Consider the following 19,513-nt stretch of genomic DNA (forward strand, 5'->3'; position numbering starts at 1 on the left):
GCACCGGCGGCGCCACATCGCGAGAGGTTCGTCACCCGAATGGGCCGAAACCGCGTCGCGGGTTCGGTGAGCGCCCCCTTATGGGCGCGAGTAGAGCCGTGCCCGTTAGGGCATCGCCCAAACCGTCCTTTTCGGAAGCCGGAATAGATACTTTCGACAAGAGAAGAGCACCTATCAGCGCCGTGAATCGAACCTGCCGTTACGATTCATGAAACTCGTTGGACGCCGCTTCCACAGGAAGCGAGACTCCAGCCCATGGAGAATGAGGAAATAGCCCCGGTTCATCTTCGCCGTATAGATCCGTCGCAGAATATGCGCCGGTTCTATACGCTCGCCATCCAGCCGACATTGTTCGGCGGCGCGTCCGTCATCCGCAACTGGGGCCGGATCGGCACGAATGGCCAGTCGATGATGGAGACCTTCGACGAGACCGAAGAGGCGGGGGCGACCATGGCGAAGCTGGAACGAACCAAGCGGCGACGCGGCTATCGGGATTGAGCCGGCTCAGCAAGAGCCGATGCACAAGCCGGCCACGAATCCATGAATTCCGGCGTTTTCGGTGGATTCTCCCGGATTACAAGAGTCCCGGCCTCTTCCGAAGGAAGGATTTCGTTGTCATAGGTGGTTGGGGCTTTCCAACGCAAAGGTATTTCAATGACAACGACGAATGAGATTGCCGACAAGATCGCATCCGAGCAGAGCCTGACGAAAGCTCAGGCCAAGACGATTGTTGAGAGCGTGTTCCAGCAGATTGCCGATGCCGCCAAGGCAGGCGCCGAAACCAGCATCCCGGCGTTTGGGAAATTCAAGATAAAAGACACCCCGGAGCGTGAGGGCCGGAATCCTTCGACCGGCGCGACGATCAAGATTGCGGCGTCGAAGAAGCTGACCTTCACGCCGGCGAAGGCGATCAAGGATGCCCTCAACGGCTGAGCCGGGACGGTCGGGGCGTGCTTGCTCGCATCCGAAAATCGATCAGCGCCGCTCTCAATCGATGCGGCGCTGATGAAGGCCTGCCCAGAAGGGAGGCTCGCAAAGAACGGCCCGTGGGCTTCGGCAAGAAACAGATCTCGCTCCGTAATCGCCTTGGCCAGTTCCGCCTCGATCTCGCGGCGTTCATCGGGATACACCGCGTTGCGCCTCTCGGCTTTCAATTCCTGGATGTGCTGATGTATCTTCGCCCAGCTTCCACATCTGGTAGTTGAGGTAGTTCGGAATAACCCGCACATTTTTGTCGATCGACATTGGTCGTCTCCTTGATGCTGGTGAAAGACGACATCGGCTGTCATGGCGGACCGGAGGGGTCAGGGATCGCGTAGCGACCGCCAGCGGCGGCGAGTGGGGGAGCCGGAATGCGCCAGCATTTTGGGGGAACCGCTCGTCCTTGAGGCCTCGGGCCGGCGTGGCAGCCTGGACGATCGGAGCAGACCCCCGTTCCACCGGTTGACGCCAAAAAGCCGGCAACAGGCTCGATGCCTGTTTCCGGTTTCCGCTCCTGTGCAGGAAGAAGGCCCCGCCTTGCGGCGAGGCCCTCTGGCGGGAACTTCAGTCCCGGTTGGGGCGGGACCAGATCAGCTGCAGGCCTTCCTCGCCTTCAACCTCGATCAGGGTGGCGTAGATCGGGGCGGGGAAGCTCGGGTCGTCCAGCTTGACCGAGAGGTAGTCGCGGCCCTCGTTGGAGACCTTCTGCCAGGCTGCGCCGAGTTCGACACTGGCTCCAGCGAAGATGCGGAAGTGCGGTCCCTTGTCGGAGGGGTTTTCGACGCGGACCAGCTTGGCCTTGACGTTGAGGTTCAGAGTCTTGATGGAACCGGAAAAGCCGTTGCCCGTGGAGGTGAAGGTGCCGATGGTAGCCATGTGTTTCAGTCCTTGTGTTTCTCGGGCCGCGCCCATCGCGACCTCGATAAGGGCGGGTGGACCGGAGGCGATCGACCTGCACCCCGAAGGGGCTGGAACGAAGTGGAAGGGGGCCGGGAGAGACTTTCTTGCTCCGCGGGGAATGCGAACGCAGTTCGCAGGGGAAGAAAGTCGCGAAGGCCTTTGCCAGGACAAGATCGAAGGGGCGGCGCAGCGCCCCTGGCCTTCGGTCAGACAAGCCACATCGAGGACGTCTTGATGGGTGTGCCCGTCGCGGAAACATTCGGAATGGGATCAGGCGACCTGCTATCGGATACCTCGCGTCCCCCGGCGGTGTGGTGGTGGCACAGGATCGTAACCAACTTTCCCCGGCAAAGCCGCGCTCTCGCCGAAACTCCGCACAAGCGCCCCCTCGTCGTATTCTTTCGGGCGAGCAACCGACGCTCAACAAACGGAAAGGAACCCGAACGAGCCTTCCGCGCAACTCCGGACATCGGCGGCCACGATGACCGCTGTCGGCTCTTTTCGCCACGCCGACGGAGGTGGATGGCCAGACCTCGATCTGTTGCCGGGGGCCGGCTTTCCGGGCGTTGCCTGCCGACAAGCCCGGCGCGAGACGCTTGCTTCAGCCGCCCATACAGAATGGTACTATAGGAAAGGGGATGCAGGCAGAGAAGACGCTGCGCGGCGGGCAGGCGCAGCTGCGGATTGCCGGTCCCGGCCCGGGCGGAAAGGTCGGGAATGGGGATCAGACGCCGCACATCCCCTCACATTCGTTCGGCCACAGGTCGAGCTGACCATGATCTGCCGCGGTCGATAGATCGACCTCATCCAGCGGGACGCAGGAGCGATGCAGGAAAACTTCACCGCGGATGCCGCGCAGCCCGGTACGCAGCGCCCGATCAACCTCGACAGCATCGTTCCACCCCTCGACATCATGATCGCGCATGTGCCGCCACCGTGCATTGTCATGAAATGGGCAGCCGATGCAGGCCGATTTGGGGGGATCCGGATAGTCGTGCCGGCGCAGCCAAGCGAGGCAATCCCGGCGGCTCAGGCACTTTTCGATCAGTGGAAACCGTTTGACCTGCCATGGCTCGAAACTCGGCTTCGCCCGGATAATCTCGTCCGTCGATATCCCTATCCAGCACTCAACGACCGGGAAGGATGGTGAGCGCTTGCGGGGGAGCCCCGCCAGCTCACGGATCTTACGGCGGATCGGCACGATCTTGAAGTCGGTCGTGCACTGGCGACGGATCATTCCGATGGACACCGTCTCGACTGAGGTTCGGCGTCTACCTATCTCGATCAGCTCGCCATCGTCGTCCTCGTCGAAAACGGCAACGTCCGCTCCTGCCGGCGTGACGGTCTTGGCGAAGGCGGGGATGGATGCCCAGCGCTTGCCCTGCCCGGCCGCGATCAGCTGCTCGCGGATATTGCCGACCGAGACGATATATACCGGAAAGGGCAGGACGTTGGGCGACATCAGCCATGCCAGATGATCGTATACGGCGCGCGGCTCCCAACCAGTATCGGCAAAAATCGCACAATCGGGCATGGGAGCGATCTCACCATGTGCTGCCATCAGCGCGAGCGTGGTGGATTGCACGCCAGCGCCGAGCGAGAGCGCGCGCAGGCGGATCGGGGAAGGCTCGCGGGCCTCCCCGGTGATGACGTGAGAATGGAACATTACGCGGCCTCCACGACCTGGGCCGCTTGAGGCTGGAGCTCATGCAGATAATTGACGGCGCGCTGCGCATGGGCCGCCGCCTGGAAGATCGCCCGCTTGTCGGAGCGAAGCACGGCCGCCCAGCTTTGGATATAGGCCGCATGGTCAGGCCTCGGCTCGAGCTCGGGCACGATGCCGAGGTCCGCGCAGATCATTGCGGCTCCAAATTCTACAAGCATCTCTTCTCGCGCGCGATCCGTGCGATCCTTGTGATACCGGCTGAGATCCCTGTTCAGGCGGTGAGGAGCCGCCGTCCAATGCAAGGTTTCGTGCGCCCTGATGGCGACGAATGAGGCCATGTCCCTGAAAAATTCAGGGGCAGGCAGCTGCACGTGATCGGAGACCGGAGAATAATAGGCCTTGTTGCCGCCATAGCGGACGACCGCTCCGGTATTGTCGAAGAACCGATCGGCGTGCTCGATACGCTGGACAGGTTCAGCAACAGGTACAGGTGCGGCATAGTAGTGGGCCGGAAGCCCCTCGATCTGATCGGCGCAGAACACGGTGTAGGCCTTGAGGAAGGGAATGCCGCGTTCGACTTCCTCGCCTTTCGCATCGGTTTCGGTGCGGGTGAAACGGCTGGCATAGACGACCATGGAGCCAGTTTCGCCCTTGCGGACATGACCACCGAGCTCGACGCTCTGCTTGAACGTCATCCAGGTGGGAGAGACGAACGCTCTCGCCGCTGCTTCCGACCAGAGAAGCAAGGTATTGATGCCCTGATAGGGCAGACCGTTGTGGCGCAGCGGCCGCGTGATGCGACCCGTCGTATTCCCGGGGCGCCACGGCTGCACCCAAGGGCGCACGCCCTTTTCCAGATCCGCGACGATGCGGTCGGTGATCTTCGCGTAGATATCGACGCGGGATTTGCTCTCTTTCCTGCTCATTTTTCGAACCTCCATTCCGGGCCGCGCCACTCGCGGCCGTCACGAGGTCCGCAAGCGCAGGACCGCAGGTTCGCGAACCCGCAGACAAGCAATCGGAAGGAGGAGAGATGTCGTGTGCGGGCCGCAACGTCAGTGAAGGACGGCAAAGCCGTTTCGCGAGGTGAGGACCGGAGCAGGACCAACATTCGTGACGGTCGCGAGTGGCGCGGCCGGCAGGATGATTTGCCATTTGTCGAATTTCGTTGGCGACGCACACGCGAAGAGGCCGGCGTCAAAAAGGACGCCAGCCTCAATGCACGATATATCGGCGGAGCCGAAGCTCCCCCCGGTAGCGATCAGCCCAGAGCCGCCATCTGGAGATCGGCCGCCTGCCGGCTGACGGTCTGGCCGGGTTTCTCGACCTGACGCTCGTAGGGCTTCCAGATCTCGCCGACGATGTGCTCGTAGGCAGCGACGGCACCCTCGGCGGCCATGCGCAGGGCGTGAGACTGAAGGCCCATGTCGGCGGCGAATTCGCGCTTGCGCTGGGCGTTGCCGTCGAAGCCGACCGGGCCGTCGAGATCCTCGTCGCGGGTGTCGTTGGCGAGTTTGGCCGTGGCGTCTTTCGCCTCGGTGACGGCCTTGGAGTAGAACTGGCCTGCCCCGTAGGCGGAGCCGACATAGGAGCCGACGATCCGTTGCAGGTGGATCTGCATCGCCTTGTCGGAAAGTCCTTCGGAAAGGGTGTCAGCGCCCTCGATCAGGCTGCGCTCGTGGAAGTCACGGATGCCGTCGCTGTCGAGGACGGGAAGGCCGAAGCTTTCGGAGATGAGGGCGGCCTGGTTGCCATCCGGGCAGCAGAGCCGGACCATTTTGAGGGTCGTGCCCTTGCGGAGCGGGACGACGCGAGCCTTGGACTTGGTGGAGCGGGTTGAACTGGACATTGAGCGTACCTTTCTAGCGATGCCCTTCAGGCGATCCGGCCCTCGGCCGGTCTGTCCTGCGGGTGCGGTCGAAAGGAACCGGCGGAAGCTGGACGCTTCAGGGTCCGGGATCTGCCAGGCGAGCGAGGTCGGCTTGCGGACAAGCGGGGGCCAGTCCTTCACTGGTTCCTGCGCGGGACGCGGGCCGGCCTTGCCGAGACTGGCTGCGTTCCGGCCGCTCCGCGGCGCGATAGCGGCCTTGAAGGGGCTAGCCGCTGGTTCAGACCGCAGCAAACCCGCCGGAAAGAGCGGCCGAGGGATGATCTACGACACCGGCATGCGGATCGGTAAGCGTCCAGTCGGATCGCGCGTCGCCATGGTGTTTCACGGCATGCCACGCACCCGATGGGGGTATCCACGATGGCCCTGGGCCGTTTGGGCACCATGGTCAGCATCGTCGCCACGGATGAATGTCGTCCCACGGCGAGAACAACATCCGCGTCAAGCCCGCAGCTCTTCCGGCTTGAGCTGCGCCCGCAACGCCGCTATGGCGCTTTCCTGGCGTGCCAGTTTGCGCGTCAAGGCGTCGATTTCCGGCTGACGCTCCGCGGTAATGGCAGCCAGATTGGCCCGATACCGTTCGAGGAATGCGCCAGGGTCGGGCGACTTTCCGCGCCGATACGTGGTCTGGCGCGGATGCAATTGCGGTATCAGCGCTGTCATGCGCCGCGTGATCTGCCGGTCGATCATGTCCAGCCGACGCTGGATTTGCCGGCGAGCTTCCTCCATGCGGAAGAGCTGCGTCCGGCGATCTCGCTCGAGCATCACGCTGGTCTCTCTTGCCAGGCGACAAAACTTGATGGCCCGCCATAGACGGTATGTCGCTTCGGATCGACGACGAAGCCGAAACGGCCAACTCGATACTCTCCCGAGGGGACAAGAAAGCGACGTTCCTCGCCGCCGGGCCCGCGTTTACCGCCGAGGGTGGCGATGACTTCAGTGAATCCGGGATGCTGATCGGACATGATCGCCGAGATGACGATCCAGTCATCGCGGTGGTCCGCGAAGAATGCACGTTCATCCTTCTTCCAGGACTCACCGGCACCAAGGATATTGCCGGTAATCGTCTCCCAGGCATCCGGGAAGCTATCCTTCATCGTCTTTTCCGCGGCCCGCCGTTCGAAGGCGGTAAACAATTGAGGAAAGCTGAAGGCGACGATCGCCCAGGCCTCATCCTCCTCATAGGCCCCGCCTGTGACGCGAATCGACTGATCAACCTTGCGGTTGCGGTCGATTGAGAGAAGGAAACCGCCATGGCCGGCCGTTGAGTGGAAGACAACGCCATCGGCATAGACGGTGGCCCCCTGCGATGGACCCCATGGTGTATTCGCCGTGGATCGCTCTTCGCGTCGGCCGAGCGCGATCTTCTCTTGGCTGTGCTCGGCGTTTTCCAGAACCTTTGCCCGGAACGCGTTCTCATCGGCGAGGTCGCCGCCATGACCGTAGAAGTCGCCCCGCGTCCACTCGGCCATGGGCCGGCGGAGACGCCAGCCGGTGACAAGAAAATGGCGTCCGTCCCGGGCGGGTGCCATGGCAAAGGCGTGCTCGCCGACAAGTGCAACGAGCAGACCATCGGCACTTTTCCCAAAAGAAACCCCCGGAAAACCGGGGGCTGCGATGACGTTGATTTCGAGAGCAGGTGTGGTCATTCCGCTGCCCTCCCCTCGACACTGTCCGCCGCTTCCGTGTCGGCGGTGATTTGCTGCAGCACGGCATGGGGATAACCATGGCGGGTCAGCCATTCCTCGGCGGCCGCACGATCGCCGGCAAGATGGACGAGCTCTGCATCGTCTCCGGCCCGATTGAGGACAAGGACCGAGCCGATGGCCGGCGGTTCCTTGACTGCGAATCTAAGTTCGCTGTTCACCGAAAACGTCCGGTGGACGCGCAGGACGATCGTCCCCTGACTGCCATAGTCACCCTCATGGAGGGTGATGGAGGCGGGGATCGTCGTATTTCCGACACGCGCTTCGGCCTGTTTGCGGATCAGGCGGCCACAGGAGTTGCGAGTTTCCCAGGCGACGAGCTTCTTGGCGAACCGGTCCGGGGGGCGCGCGGAACCGTCGGAATATGTCAGGGTCGAGCCAAGAGGCACGAGGTCGTAGATCAACTGAGCGGACATGGTTTTCTCCATGGTGTCGAGTGGGAAACAAAACCGCCGCCGGTGCGGGCCGGCGGCGGAATGATCGTTCGAAGGGGAAGGTGTGACGCCTATTCGGCGGCTACCTTGTAGGCTTCGCGCTGCTCGTCGGTGAAATCCTCGTCCTGCGGAGCCGGACCTTCATCGATGAAGTCATGCGCGGGTTCAACGACCGCATCGCCGTCGAGCTCGTCCTGGTCTTCCGGCGTTCCGCCGTCTTCAGGCTGCTCAACGCGCTCGTTCTTCTTCAGCCACAACGCGAGCTTCGTCTGGTCAGGACCAAACAGCGCTGACGGATGGACGAAACGACCGTCCTTAAAGTTCTCGACCAGGGCCGCGCGGGTCTCCTTGACCTTCTGCCGGGGAAGGACCGACGTATCCGCACACGACGCCTCCAACGCAGGACGCGACAGGCACGAGAGAAAGTCCTCCGTGCCCATGTTCGGCAGGAAGCTGTCGGCGCCGATCACGTCGCCAGCTACACGGGATACCACGCCACTATCCGAACGGTTTTCCCTGCACGACAGGACGTCGATCAAAAGCGAGCGCACGGCGACGCGAAGCGTGTCCATGTCGAAGTCGAGCTTGCGCTCCTGGTCGAAGAGGCGAGCAGCATGTTCGCCAAGGCCGGCCGTCCCATAGTAGGAGACGTCACGCGTACCCGACGCCACCGTCACGTTCTGCCCCGCAAACGCCAGGACCAACAGCGCCATCAGCGTGCCGTCCTCGATCGGTGCCCGCGCGAGCGCTTCATGCAGAGCATCGGTGCGCAGATCGCCGATCATCTCGATGCCCTTGCGGGTGACATCGGGCCGCGTCTTCACGACGATGGCGGCATCGTCACCCTCGCCCGCCGGCTGCTCGCCCTTCTTCAGCTTTTTCGCTTCCGGCGTACGGAAGTGCACTGTCTGCACCTTGCCCTCGCGATCGATGTACAGAGCCGTATGGTCTGACTTGGTCGGCTTGCCATAGACGCGTTCCGCCTTCTTCGGCAGTTCGGGCTGCCCCCAAGTGTTGGTCTCGGCGATGATCCCCTTCTTGGGCAGGTTCTGCGTCATCCACTCCTGCTGGGCGCCCAGGAATGCCTCGACATCGGTGGTGTAGCGGCTGTCCTGATCGGCCGGTGCGAACAGGTCCTCGACCCAGGCAATGCCGTAGGCCTGCGCGAGCTCGTCGCCAAAGCTCGCATCGCGGGCATACATGCGGGTCTTCTGCAGGCCCTGGGCCACACTCCACCAGGAGACCTGCGGGTCGGCCTTAGACGGCTTGTGCTTCTTCCAGACCTCCTTCTGATCGTCGAGCGAGGCGGAGGCGATGGTACGCAGCTGGCTCTCATTGGGCATGTCGCCCTTGGCCATCTGGTCGAGCATGGCCGGCAGCACGTTGGCGAGCAGACGAAGCTTGCGGATCTGGCGAACCGGCAGAGCCAGGGCGACAGCGATCGCTTCCTCGGTCCAGCCGAGTGCGACCAGGCGCTCGATCGCCCGCCACTGATCGACGGGATTGAGCTGTTCATGTGCCAGCGTTTCTGCGAGCGAGCGCATCGCGCCGCCATCTGCGGCGCGCTCGATCACCAGCACGGCGATCTCTTCAAGCCCTGCCGCGATGGCCTGCTTGACGCGGCGATGGCCGGCATCGATCACGAAGCCGTTGCCACCATCAGATTCCGGCGCCACGACGGGCGGCTGCACGATACCGACAGCACGGATCGTCGCCAGCAGCAAGGCGTCAGCCTGCGGGCTGGACTTTGAGCGCCGCGCCTTGTCGGGGTTTTCTTTGAGCCCACGCGGATCGACAAACTTCAGTTCCATGGAAATGCTCCTTACGGGGTTGCCGGACACAGCCAATCGCTGCGTCCTTTTCCGTCTTCTTCTCGAAGACACCCCCCGGCCCGCGGAGCGGACGGGCCGGAGCAACTGCGGCCGAGCATCCCTGCCCGGCAGGCCAAGCGGGGCTAACAGCCCTGCGCAGGACGACGTGGCCGGGATCGCGAGCGGCGCGGTTGAGCGCAAGCGTCAGCGGCTCGCCCGATCTGGGAGCAAGTCTTTCCTATTCTTCTCCTCCCTATTTTCTCGCCCTCCCTTGCAATTTTTGTATATGTTGACAATATACAGCTATGGTCGCATGGGACAAAATTGTCGGCTTCGACTGGGACGACGGCAACGCGCGCAAGAGCGCCGATAAGCACGCTGTCAGCCAGATGGAAGCCGAGCAGGTGTTCTTCAACGAACCCCTGCTGACGGTTCCCGACGTGAAGCACAGCAGCGCCGAGCGGCGCATCCATGCCCTCGGACGCACCGATGACGGGAGGCTGCTGCACATCACCTTCACGCTTCGGGAAGATGGGAAGAAACTGCGGGTGATTTCAGCCCGTGATATGAGCCGCAAGGAGCGGAGCTATTATGAACAGGGCATCTGACACGATACCGACATTCACGAGCGAGGCTGAGGAACGGGCTTTCTGGGAAAGCCATGACTCCAGCGAGCACATCGATTGGAGCAAGGCCGAAAAGGTGCGGTTGCCCAATCTGAAGCCTTCGTCGACATCAATTTCGTTGCGACTGCCCAATTCCCTTCTGGAGCGGATCAAAGTTGCGGCTGGCAAGCGCGATGTCCCTTATCAGTCCCTTATCAAGGTCTGGCTTGCCGAGAAACTCGATACGGCCGGTCCGCAACGCTGATCCAAACCACATGGAAATGGCCGGTCAATCCAGAAGGCAGACCGGCCATGATCGTAGCGTCAGGCAACGATCGTGTCGGAAGCACCGTCGATATCGGCAGCAAGCGCTTTCTCAATCTCCCCAAGTTGTTGACGCTTATCGGCCAGTTCGCCGGCGAAGGCGAAATCAGTTTCGCCGCTACGCGATTGGTATGAGGCAAGCCTCCGGCGCGCGTCGGCGAGGCGCTGGCGGTTGCGCTCACGCTCTCCCTCGAAATCGTCAAGCGCATGTTCGACGCGCGACACGGCGCCAAGCGGTGTGACTGTCATGGGAAGCTCGATCTCATAGTCCGCGCCGGTTCGCATCAGCATGGTGGTATAGCGATAGCCGTCCCTGCCGAAGCGCTGACCGTCAAATTCGAGATCGAAGCCGCCTATGGAGGCAATGACGCTTTCGCCCTCCTGCTGGAGCTGCGCCACGGTAAGAACTTCCTTCATCAACGCCCTGCCCGCCTCCTTGCGCTCGGTATAAGTCTTGTCCGCCACGGTCATGGTGAAGGCTTCGCCCGTGGTCGGAACCAGCCGTTCAATATCCTGTCCGATCTCGGCAATACGCCGGGTCGACAACTCGATATCGCGCTCGGCATCGCGGACCTGACGACGAACCGCATGCTGGTCATCGATATGAGCGGCGCGCAGGCGCTCCAGCCGGGCGATGTCGGCTTCGAGTCCCGCCTTCTGCATCAGGCGTTGGTCGCCTGATGCGATCGCCTTCGCCATGGCGAACTGGCTGGCCTGGCCTTCGCCCATGTCCTCAAGGCGGCGAATGGAGGTGTCGCCCGACAGTGCCGCGGCGATGAAGCGGGCCTTGCGCTCATTGTTCTGCCACATGGTCGCGTCGAGGCTTCCTTCGGTGGCGTATGCGAACAGATCAACACTGTCGTGCTGATTGCCCTGCCGGACAATGCGGCCTTCCCGCTGTTCGATTTGGGAGGGGAGCCAGGGGACGTCGAGATGATGCAGCGCCTTCAGGCGAAGTTGCGCATTGACGCCGGTGCCCATGGTTTCGGAGCTGCCGAGAAGGAAGCGGACCTTGCCGGCGCGGACATCACCGAACAGCCGCTGTTTGGCCTCGGACTTCTTGTAGTCCTGCATGAAGGCGATTTCGGAAGCCGGAACGCCCATCCGGATCAGTTCGTCCCGGATCCAGCGATAGGCCGAGAAGCCCCGCGTTTTTTCGACGTTGATCGTGCCGAGATCGGAGAAGATCATCTGCGCCGCGCCGGGGAACTCGAATGGCTTGCCGTCGGGCCGGACATAGGCGTTCCCGGCTGTCTCCTGCTGTCAGTTTGCATTTAACCGTGAGATTCCGCTCCTAATATTTTCAACAAGATAGCTTGGCACTTAATTTGCGACTTGGCATTTAATGTGAGATTCCTTCTTGGATTTTGGCACTTAATGTGAGATTCAATCGTCGACGCAATCGACGGTATTTCTGCATGATTGATCCATTACCTGAGGAGGTTGACGAAGCGCTTTGGGATGAGGCGTGTCGACGAGCCGAGGCCATTCGAGGATTTCTGATGCGTCGGTCTGGCAAGGTAGCGGCCGGGGATATGGCGCTGCTGGCTGCCGAACTCGACGTCAGTCGGGCAACCGCATTCCGCCTTATCAAGCTATTTCGAGCTGGAGGAACGGTGATGTCGCTGGTGGAGCGCAAACCCGGCCGGCCTAATGGCCGCAGGATGCTCGATGACAGGCGAGAGGAAATCATCCGCACCAGCATCAACCGATACTACTTGAATAAGAACCGTCCGGGCGTTTCTCAATTAATTCGCGATGTACAGACGACCTGCGTCTCGGTCGGGCTCAAACCGCCACATCGCCGGACGATCGAAGCACGGATCGAGGACATCGACCTTCAGAAGCGCGCCAAACGACGGGGCGAAGCCGAAGTCGTGAAGCGGACAACAGCTGTTCCGGGAGTGCTCGCTGCCTCACGTCCACTCCAGATTGTCCAAGTCGATCATACCAAAGCAGATGTCTTTATCGTCGACGAAGAAACGCGTCTGCCGATCGGGAGGCCTTGGCTAACTCTTGCCATGGACGTCTGCACTCGGATGGTGACAGGGTTTTACCTCACGATGGACGCCCCCTCCCGGCTCTCGACCAGTTTATGCTTGCTACACTCCGTCTTTGACAAATCGCCTTGGCTGCGGGAGCGCGAGATCATCGAACCGTGGCCCGTAGCCGGACTCCCAGAGACGTTGCATGTCGATAATGGCAGCGACTTCAGGAGTCGTGCTTTCAAGAGGGGGTGTGAGGACGCGGGCATGGCGATCAACTGGCGTCCACCGGGCGAACCGCGGTTCGGTGGCCATATCGAACGGTTGATCGGCACCCAGATGGGAAAACTCCACTTACTACCCGGTACGACGTTCAGCAATGCACAGGAGCTTGGCGAATACGATTCGAAGCGGCATTCGGCGCTGACTTTGCGCGAACTCGAGCGATACATCGCCCTCGACATTGTTGGTAACTACCATCAGTCGATCCACGGCAGTCTAGGCCGTCCCCCAATCGCCGTCTGGCGCGAGCAAGAGGGTGAAATTCCGCTCCGATTGCCGCAGGATCGCATGCGTTTTTGGCTGACATTCCTGCCCGAGCAGGAGCGCACGCTGCAACCAACCGGGATCCATCTCTTTGGACTGCGCTATTGGTCGGCAGCCCTAAGTGCCGACGTCGGGAGTGCAAATCGCCGGTTGCTCGTCAAATACGATCCTCGGGACATGTCTCGTGTCTTCGTGCGGCGACAATCGGGCAACTTCGTGGAAGCTCGCTACGCCGATCTTACCTTGCCTTCGATAACACTGCACGAAGCCTTGGCGGCGCGCCGTGCGCTTCTGGCGAAGGGGCGACGAGAGGTGAATACCCGCACCATCGTTGGCACAGCGATTGAGCAGCGCAAGCTGGTGGATGCAGCGGTCAAGGCGACAGCGACTGCGCGACGGGGGTGCCCTGCCCGCGCGAAAACGAAAGTGGATGACGGCAGTTGGGGCTCGCTTCGGGGGATCGACTCCAGCAAACCTGTTGCTTTCGAGGACACGGAATGAGCTTGCATGAACACAGAAATCTCTCACCTGACGGCGAATGCCGCGGTACTGCTCGGTGAAGCAGATAAACAGCGCATCCGCGCGATAAGATCACGCCGCTGGCTCGTTTATCCGCGTGCCAAGCAGGTGCTCGATCGCCTCAACCTCCTGGTTGATCATCCACGCGGGACGCGAATGCCTTCCATCGCCGTATACGGTGACAGTGGAATGGGCAAAACAATGATCATGAAGCGTTTCCGTGACCAGCATCCGCCAAGCTTCAATTCGCTCACCGGCAGGCTGAAAACGCCGGTTCTCGCAATGGAGATGACCAGCCGGCCTGGTGAGAGACGGTTTTATGCCGAACTTCTGACCCTCCTCGGCGCACCACAGCGGCCGCGCGCCGATATCGCACAAATGGAGCAGGCTGCGTTGCGCATCATGGAAGCAATCGGCGTGCAAGTGCTGGTGATCGACGAAGTGCATAACATTCTCGCTGGAACATATCGCGAGCAGCGCATCGTCCTCAATACGCTGCGCTTTCTGAGCAACCGCCTTCAGATCTCGCTCATCTGCTTCGGGGTCAATGACGCCCGTGAGGCCATTGGCGGCGATGTACAATTGGCGCGCCGCTTCGAACAGTTCACGCTGAGCCGCTGGGTTGCAAATGAGCAGTTCGAAATCTTGGTTGCCTTGATCCTGCGCAACACACCACTGCGTCACCCATCGGTGCTAACCGCAAAATCATTGCGGCGGATACTGCAGATCAGCGAGGGCATCACTGCCAACATCTTCCACATAATCAACTCACTGGCTATCGAGGCGATCGAAAGCGGAAAAGAGCGGATTACCGATGAAGCCATTGAGAAATGGGAGCCGGAATTTGACGCCGAAGCAGCGTTCGCATGAGATGGGATTATCCGCACGGCAATTGCCGGTAAGGCTGGCGCCCTACCCCGATGAACTTCTGTCGTCGTGGATCATTCGGCATGCTGCTTTCTATGCGGTCCCTCCCTTGGCTATGCTTCAGCATTGCCTTCCCGAGATACAATCTTTGCGCACGGCCGATCTAGACATCACCGAAAGTCGGGTTGCCCGCATCGCCCGTATGTTCTCTGCTGATCCCGCCACGGTGCTGCGCATGACGTTCTCGAACATCACGCAGTCATCGCGGCGCCTGATTGCCAGCGAGCCCCGGCAATTATGTTGCAGCTGTAGTCCGATTACTAACGAGTTGCATCCCGTTCTTCGTAGCCGGTTTCTCGGCTGGCGCATCACCTGTCCGCTTTGTGGCAACCTCCTTCAGAACGCTGACGGGGGTCCCCGACGCTCTCCCTTCAGCCGCTATCACAATAGTGCCCTTATAGGAGAACAGCTTCTCGACGACGAGGCCGAGCGCGGCATGCAAAACTGGATGCCGCCAAGCGAAATTGCTCGCCTCCTCCTGATGCGGCGCGTCCCAAGGCCTTTGCCCGATCGTTACGAACCATCAAACTATAGAGTGCTCGGCGTGATCATTCCTGATCTCGACGACGTTCTCAGGGTGCAAAATAGCAAACTTCCGTCGCGAGCAAGTACGCTCTTGCCGCTGCACTTGAGGCCGGCTCTTTTAGCTGGTGTAGCCATCGTCCAGCGCTCAGGCCCGGAGATGCTTCACATGCTGCGAAGCCATATGATGGGCGAGAACAAAGCTCGCTTCGGGAGCGCCATAGACGAGATCGTGGACTGCGCACGTCAGTCACGGACATCTTCGCAGCTGCACTTAATTTGAGATTCTTTGCCCATAGAATCTCAAATTAAGAGCCAAACAAGAAGAAACGGCCGCATTCTTACGTTTAAGTGCCAAACGACACAAGCCCAAGCCTCGCGACGCGCCAACGATCAACGCATTCTGGTGATGATCTGCCATAACGTTTCCTCCGGATTGTCGATGAATTTCGAGATCATTGTCGATTGAGTTGCCTGACGATCTCCTCGCTCTGCCGCATGGCGAGCGCGACGATGGTCAGTGTCGGATTTGCCGCCGCCGAGGTTGTGAAGATGCTCCCGTCGGCAACGAACAGATTGTCGATTTCATGGGCACGCCCCCAGCGGTCGACAACGCCGGCGGCTGGATCGGCACTCATGCGCATCGTTCCCATATTTGGGATGTCGGCAAGGGCGGCATTTCGATCATTGTCGCCGACATTCTGTGCGCAGGTCCAGGCGGCCAATGGCAGGAACTCGGTTTTCTGGTCAGATGGCATCGGATGGATTGCGAGCTTTGCTGACAAGGCACTCCTATCACCTTGCGATGCGGGCAGTTACTGCGCGATCAAGGCAGCTGCTTTCTCGCCGATCATCGTGCACGCAGCATTCGTGTTTCCGTTGGGTATGAGCGGGATGATAGACCCGTCGGCAATCCGCAATCCATCTATCCCACTTACCCGCAAGAAAGGATCCACGACAGCCCTAGGATCTGAACCCATCCGGCACGTGCCGACGGCATGGAAGTTTGGGCGCCCAAATTTTCTAGCATAGTTCAGCAACTCTTCATCTCCCTCGAACGCTGGACCGGGAACGACTTCCCTTAGTGATATGTTCTTAAGTGGAGATGTTGCGGCGAGCGATCGGGCGAGCTTCATGGCGCGAACGATCGCCTCCCGATCTCGGTCAGTTTCCAAGAAAGGCGCAGAAATATGCGGCAGTTGGTGGATAGACGGGCTCGTTATCTTAACCGTCCCACGAGCTTCTGGTGTTAGGTCGACAACGGTTAGCCGAAAGGCGGAAAAGGGATCCAGCAATGGCGCCTTCTCATCTCCCAACCCGCGCGAGGTCGACCAGGCACCGAAGTTTATCTGACAATCCGGAAATGACGAGTTTGGGTTCAAGCGAAAGAAGCCACCGCCCATCGTGCCCGCTCCTGCCATCGGCCCACTCCGTTTGAGAATGTAACGGGCACCCATAGCCAACCGGCGGGCAATCGAATTGTAGCTATCATTGATCGTAATTTTCTTGCTGCATTCCATCACCACTCTGGATTCAAAATGATCCTGATAGTTTTCGCCGACCTCTTGCAAATCCACAATTGTTTCTATGCCGAGGGACGAAAGTAGAGCGCCTGGTCCTACCCCTGACAATTGCAGCAACTGCGGGGTACCAAAGCTGCCTGCGCTCAAAATGATTTCGGCACATGCGCGGAAGAAACGCCGTTCGCCTTTTATCACGGAGCTAACTGTTGTGGCCCGTTTTCTGTCGAACAGAATACGGTCGCACAGCGCGTCAGTAACGATCCGCAGGTTCGGCTTAGAGCTCGATAGATAAGCAGTGGCGGAACTCGAGCGCCTCCCATTCGAATAGGAAAATTGGAAGTATCCCACGCCATCTTGTTGTCCAGAATTGAAGTCTGGATTTCTTGAAAAGCCAAGCGTTGACGCCGCGTCAACAAATGCCGTCATCAAAGGATGGCACTCTGGATCAGATATTCGGATAGGGCCGGTTCCTCCATGTGCCGCATCTTCGCCACGCACGTTGCTTTCGGCTTTTCGGAAATATGGAAGTACATCGTCGTAGCTCCAACCTGAACAGCCATTTTCCGCCCAAGCATCGTAGATTTCAGGAGCGCCCCTTACGTAGGTCATGCCGTTAATGGAACTTGTCCCGCCAAGGACACGGCCACGGGGCTGGGGGGTGACACGGCCTTCCAACCCCAGACGGCCGTGAACATTGTGCGGCCAGATTATGCCCGGGTTGTCGAAGAGCTTTCCGAACCCTAGGGGTATATGTATCCAAGGGTTCCTATCCCGGGGACCAGCTTCCAAGAGAACGACGCGATGCCCGGCCTGCGCCAGGCGCGCAGCCACGATGGCACCAGACGATCCCGCCCCTACGACTACATAGTCGCTCTCGATCGTATTCGCGGGCGACGGCATTCCCGGCGGCGGGGTAGTGGCACTCGTCTCTGTCATGCAGGAGTCTCCATTCTAACGTGGCAAAACTTCCTTGCGGCCGCGCAGAGCAGGGGCTCGCTGCCCATTGGGCCTACGAGTTGGAGGCTAATTGGTTGCCCGGCGACGGGCTCCAGCGGTATCGCAATCGCCGGATGCCCCGAGAGATTGAACGGCCTGACCATGCTGGTCAGGTTCACAATCCTCGGAGTGCGCCTTGCCGCTTCAAGCCTTGGGGGAAACACGCTCAGCGTCGGTAGTACCAGCAGATCCACCTTAGTGAATATCGCTGCCAGTTCGGCGCGCAAATCACGCCTGCATTCTTCCGCAGAAGAGATGTCCTTGTCCGTGATGTTCCCGTCGACACTGAGGCGGGCTTCGATATCTGATCCAAGAAGCCCTCTTCCAACGAGGTGGCCAAATGCCCTGAAGTTCTCCGCGCCGATGATTGTCAGACCGGCCTCAAATGCCTTCTCTAAGGTTCGGATCGGTTGTTCGGAGCTTTCGAAACCAGATCTTTCAATGGCTGATGCGATCGACAGCCTGATGTGGTCCACACTTTTTACAGGAACAATGCCTAGCTTCAGGTCGGGTGTCTTAGTTAGCGGAACAAAACCTGAGTCCAAAATGGCCATCGCATGCTCGATCCAGTCAATCGATCGGGCGAAGATGCCCACGCAGTCAAGTGAGCTATCTGGAGGCATGACACCTTCTCGCGATAGCGTGCCAAAACCAGGCTTCAGGCCGTAGATGCCGCAACATGCGGCGGGGATGCGCACTGATCCTCCGGTATCCGTTCCTAAGGCGAATTCCACCAGCCCAGCCGCTACCGCAGCGGCGGAACCACTGGACGAGCCACCCGGTATCAAGTCCGGAAAAAGTGGATTCGGCGGCGTTCCCGCCCAATCGTTGATGCCGGTGACCCCATAAGCCAATTCATGCAGCACCGTGATGCCTACAATACGACAGCCGGATACTAGAAGCTTTCTCACGACCTCAGCATGGGCTTTAGCTGGCTTGACATCCCCCAGGGCCCTTGAACCCGCGGTTGTAGGGAAACTTGCGACGTCTATTGTATTCTTGATGGCGACGCGAGGTCCGTCACCCCCAATATCGACGACGTACTCGAAAAATTTCTTGGTAAAGTTCATAAGGTAGGGTTCTTCGTGCTGATGCGCCGCTCGGTTTCCGGATCGAACAGGTGCATCAGGCCGGGACGAGCCTGTACGTGGATTTCATCGCCGGGCCGGAAGAATCTGCGCTCGTGAAGAAACACGGTGATGGGTTGCTGGCCATGGAGACAGAACAACATGGTCTCCGCGCCGGTGGGTTCCACGACCTCGATCCTGCACGGAATGCCCTCATCCCCGACGACAAGATGCTCCGGTCTAATGCCATAGATGAGGCTGCGTTCGATCAGCGATGGCTCGGGATCGCCCAATAGCCGTAGCCGGTTCTGCTGATTGTCGGCGAGCTGGAAGCCTTGGCTGTCGATCGTCCCCTTGAGGAAATTCATGGAGGGCGAGCCGATGAAGCCAGCTACGAACAAGCTTTCCGGCTTGTCATACAGCTCAAGCGGGGTCCCTACCTGCTCGACCCGTCCCTCCTTCATCACCACGATCTGATCGGCCATTGTCATGGCTTCAACCTGGTCATGGGTGACATAGATTGTGGTCGTTTTCAGGCGCTGCTGAAGAGAGCGGATTTCCGTCCTCATCTGAACCCGCAACTTCGCGTCGAGGTTAGAGAGCGGCTCATCGAATAGAAACACGTCAGGCTCGCGGACGAGCGCACGACCCATGGCGACCCGCTGACGCTGTCCCCCGGAAAGCGCCTTGGGATAACGGTCAAGGAGCTGCGACAACCCCAGTGTGTCGGCGGCCGATGCGACCTTCTGCGCGATCTCCGGCCTTGGGACACGAGAAAGCCGTAGCCCGAAACCCATGTTCTCGGCGACCGTCATATGCGGGTAGAGCGCATAGTTCTGGAAGACCATTGCAATGTTGCGCGCTTTCGGGCTGAGACCGTTAACTACGCGTTCGCCGATACGGATAGTTCCATTCGAAATCGGTTCCAACCCGGCGATCGTCCGTAGAAGTGTGGACTTGCCACATCCGGACGGGCCTACTAGAACGACGAAATCTCCTTGCGGTATCCTGATATTGATGTCGTGTAGAACGGTGGTGTGCCCGTATTTTTTGACGACATTCTCTATGCTGACAGAAGTCATTGTTCTGAGTTTCCGATTTTAGGATAATCAT

The 19,513-nt window shown here is 60.1% G+C and carries 20 protein-coding genes and 1 pseudogene; 7 read left to right on the plus strand and 14 right to left on the minus strand.

All coding sequences use genetic code 11. The annotated features are described in order from the left end of the window. The first annotated feature begins 255 nt into the window (after positions 1 to 255). Both ICI42_RS19140 and ICI42_RS19145 read left to right on the plus strand, forming a co-directional pair. Positions 256 to 498, plus strand: coding sequence for a WGR domain-containing protein (locus ICI42_RS19140; RefSeq protein ID WP_188166214.1), 243 nt, complete (start codon positions 256 to 258; stop codon positions 496 to 498). Positions 499 to 654: 156 nt separating this feature from the next. Beyond that, entirely contained in the window at positions 655 to 933 is a 279-nt protein-coding gene (locus tag ICI42_RS19145) for an HU family DNA-binding protein (RefSeq protein ID WP_188166215.1), read from the plus strand. Between the two features lie 183 nt (positions 934 to 1,116). On the opposite strand, the gene ICI42_RS23995 is transcribed toward ICI42_RS19145, so the two are convergent. The 9 genes from ICI42_RS23995 to ICI42_RS19185 all read right to left on the minus strand — a co-directional run bounded on the left by ICI42_RS23995 (position 1,117) and on the right by ICI42_RS19185 (position 9,386). Further along, positions 1,117 to 1,245: a hypothetical protein gene (locus ICI42_RS23995; protein WP_269140796.1), complete on the minus strand. Its 129-nt coding sequence runs from the start codon at positions 1,243 to 1,245 to the stop codon at positions 1,117 to 1,119. A gap of 300 nt (positions 1,246 to 1,545) precedes the next feature. Beyond that, complete coding sequence (locus ICI42_RS19150) at positions 1,546 to 1,857, minus strand: DUF736 domain-containing protein (protein ID WP_188166216.1); 312 nt, start codon at positions 1,855 to 1,857, stop codon at positions 1,546 to 1,548. A 748-nt stretch (positions 1,858 to 2,605) separates the two neighbouring features. Continuing rightward, positions 2,606 to 3,547, minus strand: a complete 942-nt coding sequence (locus ICI42_RS19155; RefSeq protein WP_188166217.1) for a hypothetical protein — start codon at positions 3,545 to 3,547, stop codon at positions 2,606 to 2,608. Then, positions 3,547 to 4,473 (minus strand): ArdC family protein, encoded by a 927-nt coding sequence (locus ICI42_RS19160; protein ID WP_188166218.1) that lies wholly within the window; start codon positions 4,471 to 4,473, stop codon positions 3,547 to 3,549. The genes ICI42_RS19155 and ICI42_RS19160 overlap by 1 nt, the downstream gene beginning before the upstream one ends. A gap of 335 nt (positions 4,474 to 4,808) precedes the next feature. Next, a complete protein-coding gene (locus ICI42_RS19165) occupies positions 4,809 to 5,396 on the minus strand; it encodes a hypothetical protein (protein WP_188166219.1) in 588 nt (195 codons plus the stop codon). A gap of 480 nt (positions 5,397 to 5,876) precedes the next feature. Then, the gene (locus tag ICI42_RS19170; RefSeq protein ID WP_188166220.1) at positions 5,877 to 6,200 is read right to left on the minus strand and encodes a hypothetical protein; all 324 of its coding nucleotides are present in this window, start codon (positions 6,198 to 6,200) and stop codon (positions 5,877 to 5,879) included. Then, on the minus strand, positions 6,200 to 7,084 hold the full coding sequence (locus ICI42_RS19175) for a DUF7007 domain-containing protein (protein WP_188166221.1): 885 nt from the start codon (positions 7,082 to 7,084) through the stop codon (positions 6,200 to 6,202). Before ICI42_RS19175 ends, ICI42_RS19170 begins: the two co-directional genes overlap by 1 nt. Then, positions 7,081 to 7,557, minus strand: coding sequence for a hypothetical protein (locus tag ICI42_RS19180; protein ID WP_188166222.1), 477 nt, complete (start codon positions 7,555 to 7,557; stop codon positions 7,081 to 7,083). Before ICI42_RS19180 ends, ICI42_RS19175 begins: the two co-directional genes overlap by 4 nt. 89 nt (positions 7,558 to 7,646) lie before the next feature. Continuing rightward, positions 7,647 to 9,386, minus strand: coding sequence for a ParB N-terminal domain-containing protein (locus ICI42_RS19185; RefSeq protein WP_188166223.1), 1,740 nt, complete (start codon positions 9,384 to 9,386; stop codon positions 7,647 to 7,649). Between the two features lie 305 nt (positions 9,387 to 9,691). Here ICI42_RS19185 and ICI42_RS19190 point away from each other — a divergent pair, with 305 nt between their 5' ends. Together ICI42_RS19190 and ICI42_RS19195 are read left to right on the plus strand one after the other, a co-directional pair. Then, complete coding sequence (locus ICI42_RS19190; protein ID WP_188166224.1) at positions 9,692 to 9,994, plus strand: BrnT family toxin; 303 nt, start codon at positions 9,692 to 9,694, stop codon at positions 9,992 to 9,994. Continuing rightward, positions 9,978 to 10,256, plus strand: a complete 279-nt coding sequence (locus tag ICI42_RS19195) for a BrnA antitoxin family protein (protein ID WP_188166225.1) — start codon at positions 9,978 to 9,980, stop codon at positions 10,254 to 10,256. Before ICI42_RS19190 ends, ICI42_RS19195 begins: the two co-directional genes overlap by 17 nt. Before the next feature lie 59 nt (positions 10,257 to 10,315). On the opposite strand, the pseudogene ICI42_RS19200 reads toward ICI42_RS19195, so the two are convergent. Then, positions 10,316 to 11,575 (minus strand): annotated as a pseudogene (locus tag ICI42_RS19200) (helicase-related protein); the annotation flags it as partial. A 158-nt stretch (positions 11,576 to 11,733) separates the two neighbouring features. On the opposite strand from ICI42_RS19200, the gene ICI42_RS19205 reads away from it, so the two are divergent. The 3 genes from ICI42_RS19205 to ICI42_RS19215 are packed head-to-tail and all read left to right on the plus strand — an operon-like array spanning position 11,734 to position 15,097. After that, positions 11,734 to 13,347 carry a Mu transposase C-terminal domain-containing protein gene (locus tag ICI42_RS19205; protein ID WP_188166226.1) on the plus strand — a complete coding sequence of 538 codons (1,614 nt, stop codon included), beginning with the start codon at positions 11,734 to 11,736 and terminating at the stop codon, positions 13,345 to 13,347. Positions 13,348 to 13,353: 6 nt separating this feature from the next. After that, entirely contained in the window at positions 13,354 to 14,235 is an 882-nt protein-coding gene (locus ICI42_RS19210) for a TniB family NTP-binding protein (protein ID WP_188166227.1), read from the plus strand. Further along, positions 14,210 to 15,097 carry a TniQ family protein gene (locus ICI42_RS19215; protein WP_230980444.1) on the plus strand — a complete coding sequence of 296 codons (888 nt, stop codon included), beginning with the start codon at positions 14,210 to 14,212 and terminating at the stop codon, positions 15,095 to 15,097. The genes ICI42_RS19210 and ICI42_RS19215 overlap by 26 nt, the downstream gene beginning before the upstream one ends. A gap of 172 nt (positions 15,098 to 15,269) precedes the next feature. Here the strand turns inward: ICI42_RS19215 and ICI42_RS19220 are convergent, their stop codons facing one another. The 4 genes from ICI42_RS19220 to ICI42_RS19235 are packed head-to-tail and all read right to left on the minus strand — an operon-like array spanning position 15,270 to position 19,482. Next, a complete protein-coding gene (locus ICI42_RS19220) occupies positions 15,270 to 15,599 on the minus strand; it encodes a GMC oxidoreductase (protein WP_230980445.1) in 330 nt (109 codons plus the stop codon). Between the two features lie 30 nt (positions 15,600 to 15,629). Then, entirely contained in the window at positions 15,630 to 17,273 is a 1,644-nt protein-coding gene (locus tag ICI42_RS19225) for a GMC family oxidoreductase (RefSeq protein ID WP_188166228.1), read from the minus strand. After that, complete coding sequence (locus ICI42_RS19230; RefSeq protein WP_188166229.1) at positions 17,270 to 18,403, minus strand: amidase; 1,134 nt, start codon at positions 18,401 to 18,403, stop codon at positions 17,270 to 17,272. The genes ICI42_RS19225 and ICI42_RS19230 overlap by 4 nt, the downstream gene beginning before the upstream one ends. Then, complete coding sequence (locus ICI42_RS19235; protein ID WP_188166230.1) at positions 18,400 to 19,482, minus strand: ABC transporter ATP-binding protein; 1,083 nt, start codon at positions 19,480 to 19,482, stop codon at positions 18,400 to 18,402. Before ICI42_RS19235 ends, ICI42_RS19230 begins: the two co-directional genes overlap by 4 nt. Positions 19,483 to 19,513: the final 31 nt, after the last annotated feature.

The organism is Oryzicola mucosus (genome assembly GCF_014534685.1).
GTDB lineage: Bacteria > Pseudomonadota > Alphaproteobacteria > Rhizobiales > Rhizobiaceae > Oryzicola > Oryzicola mucosus.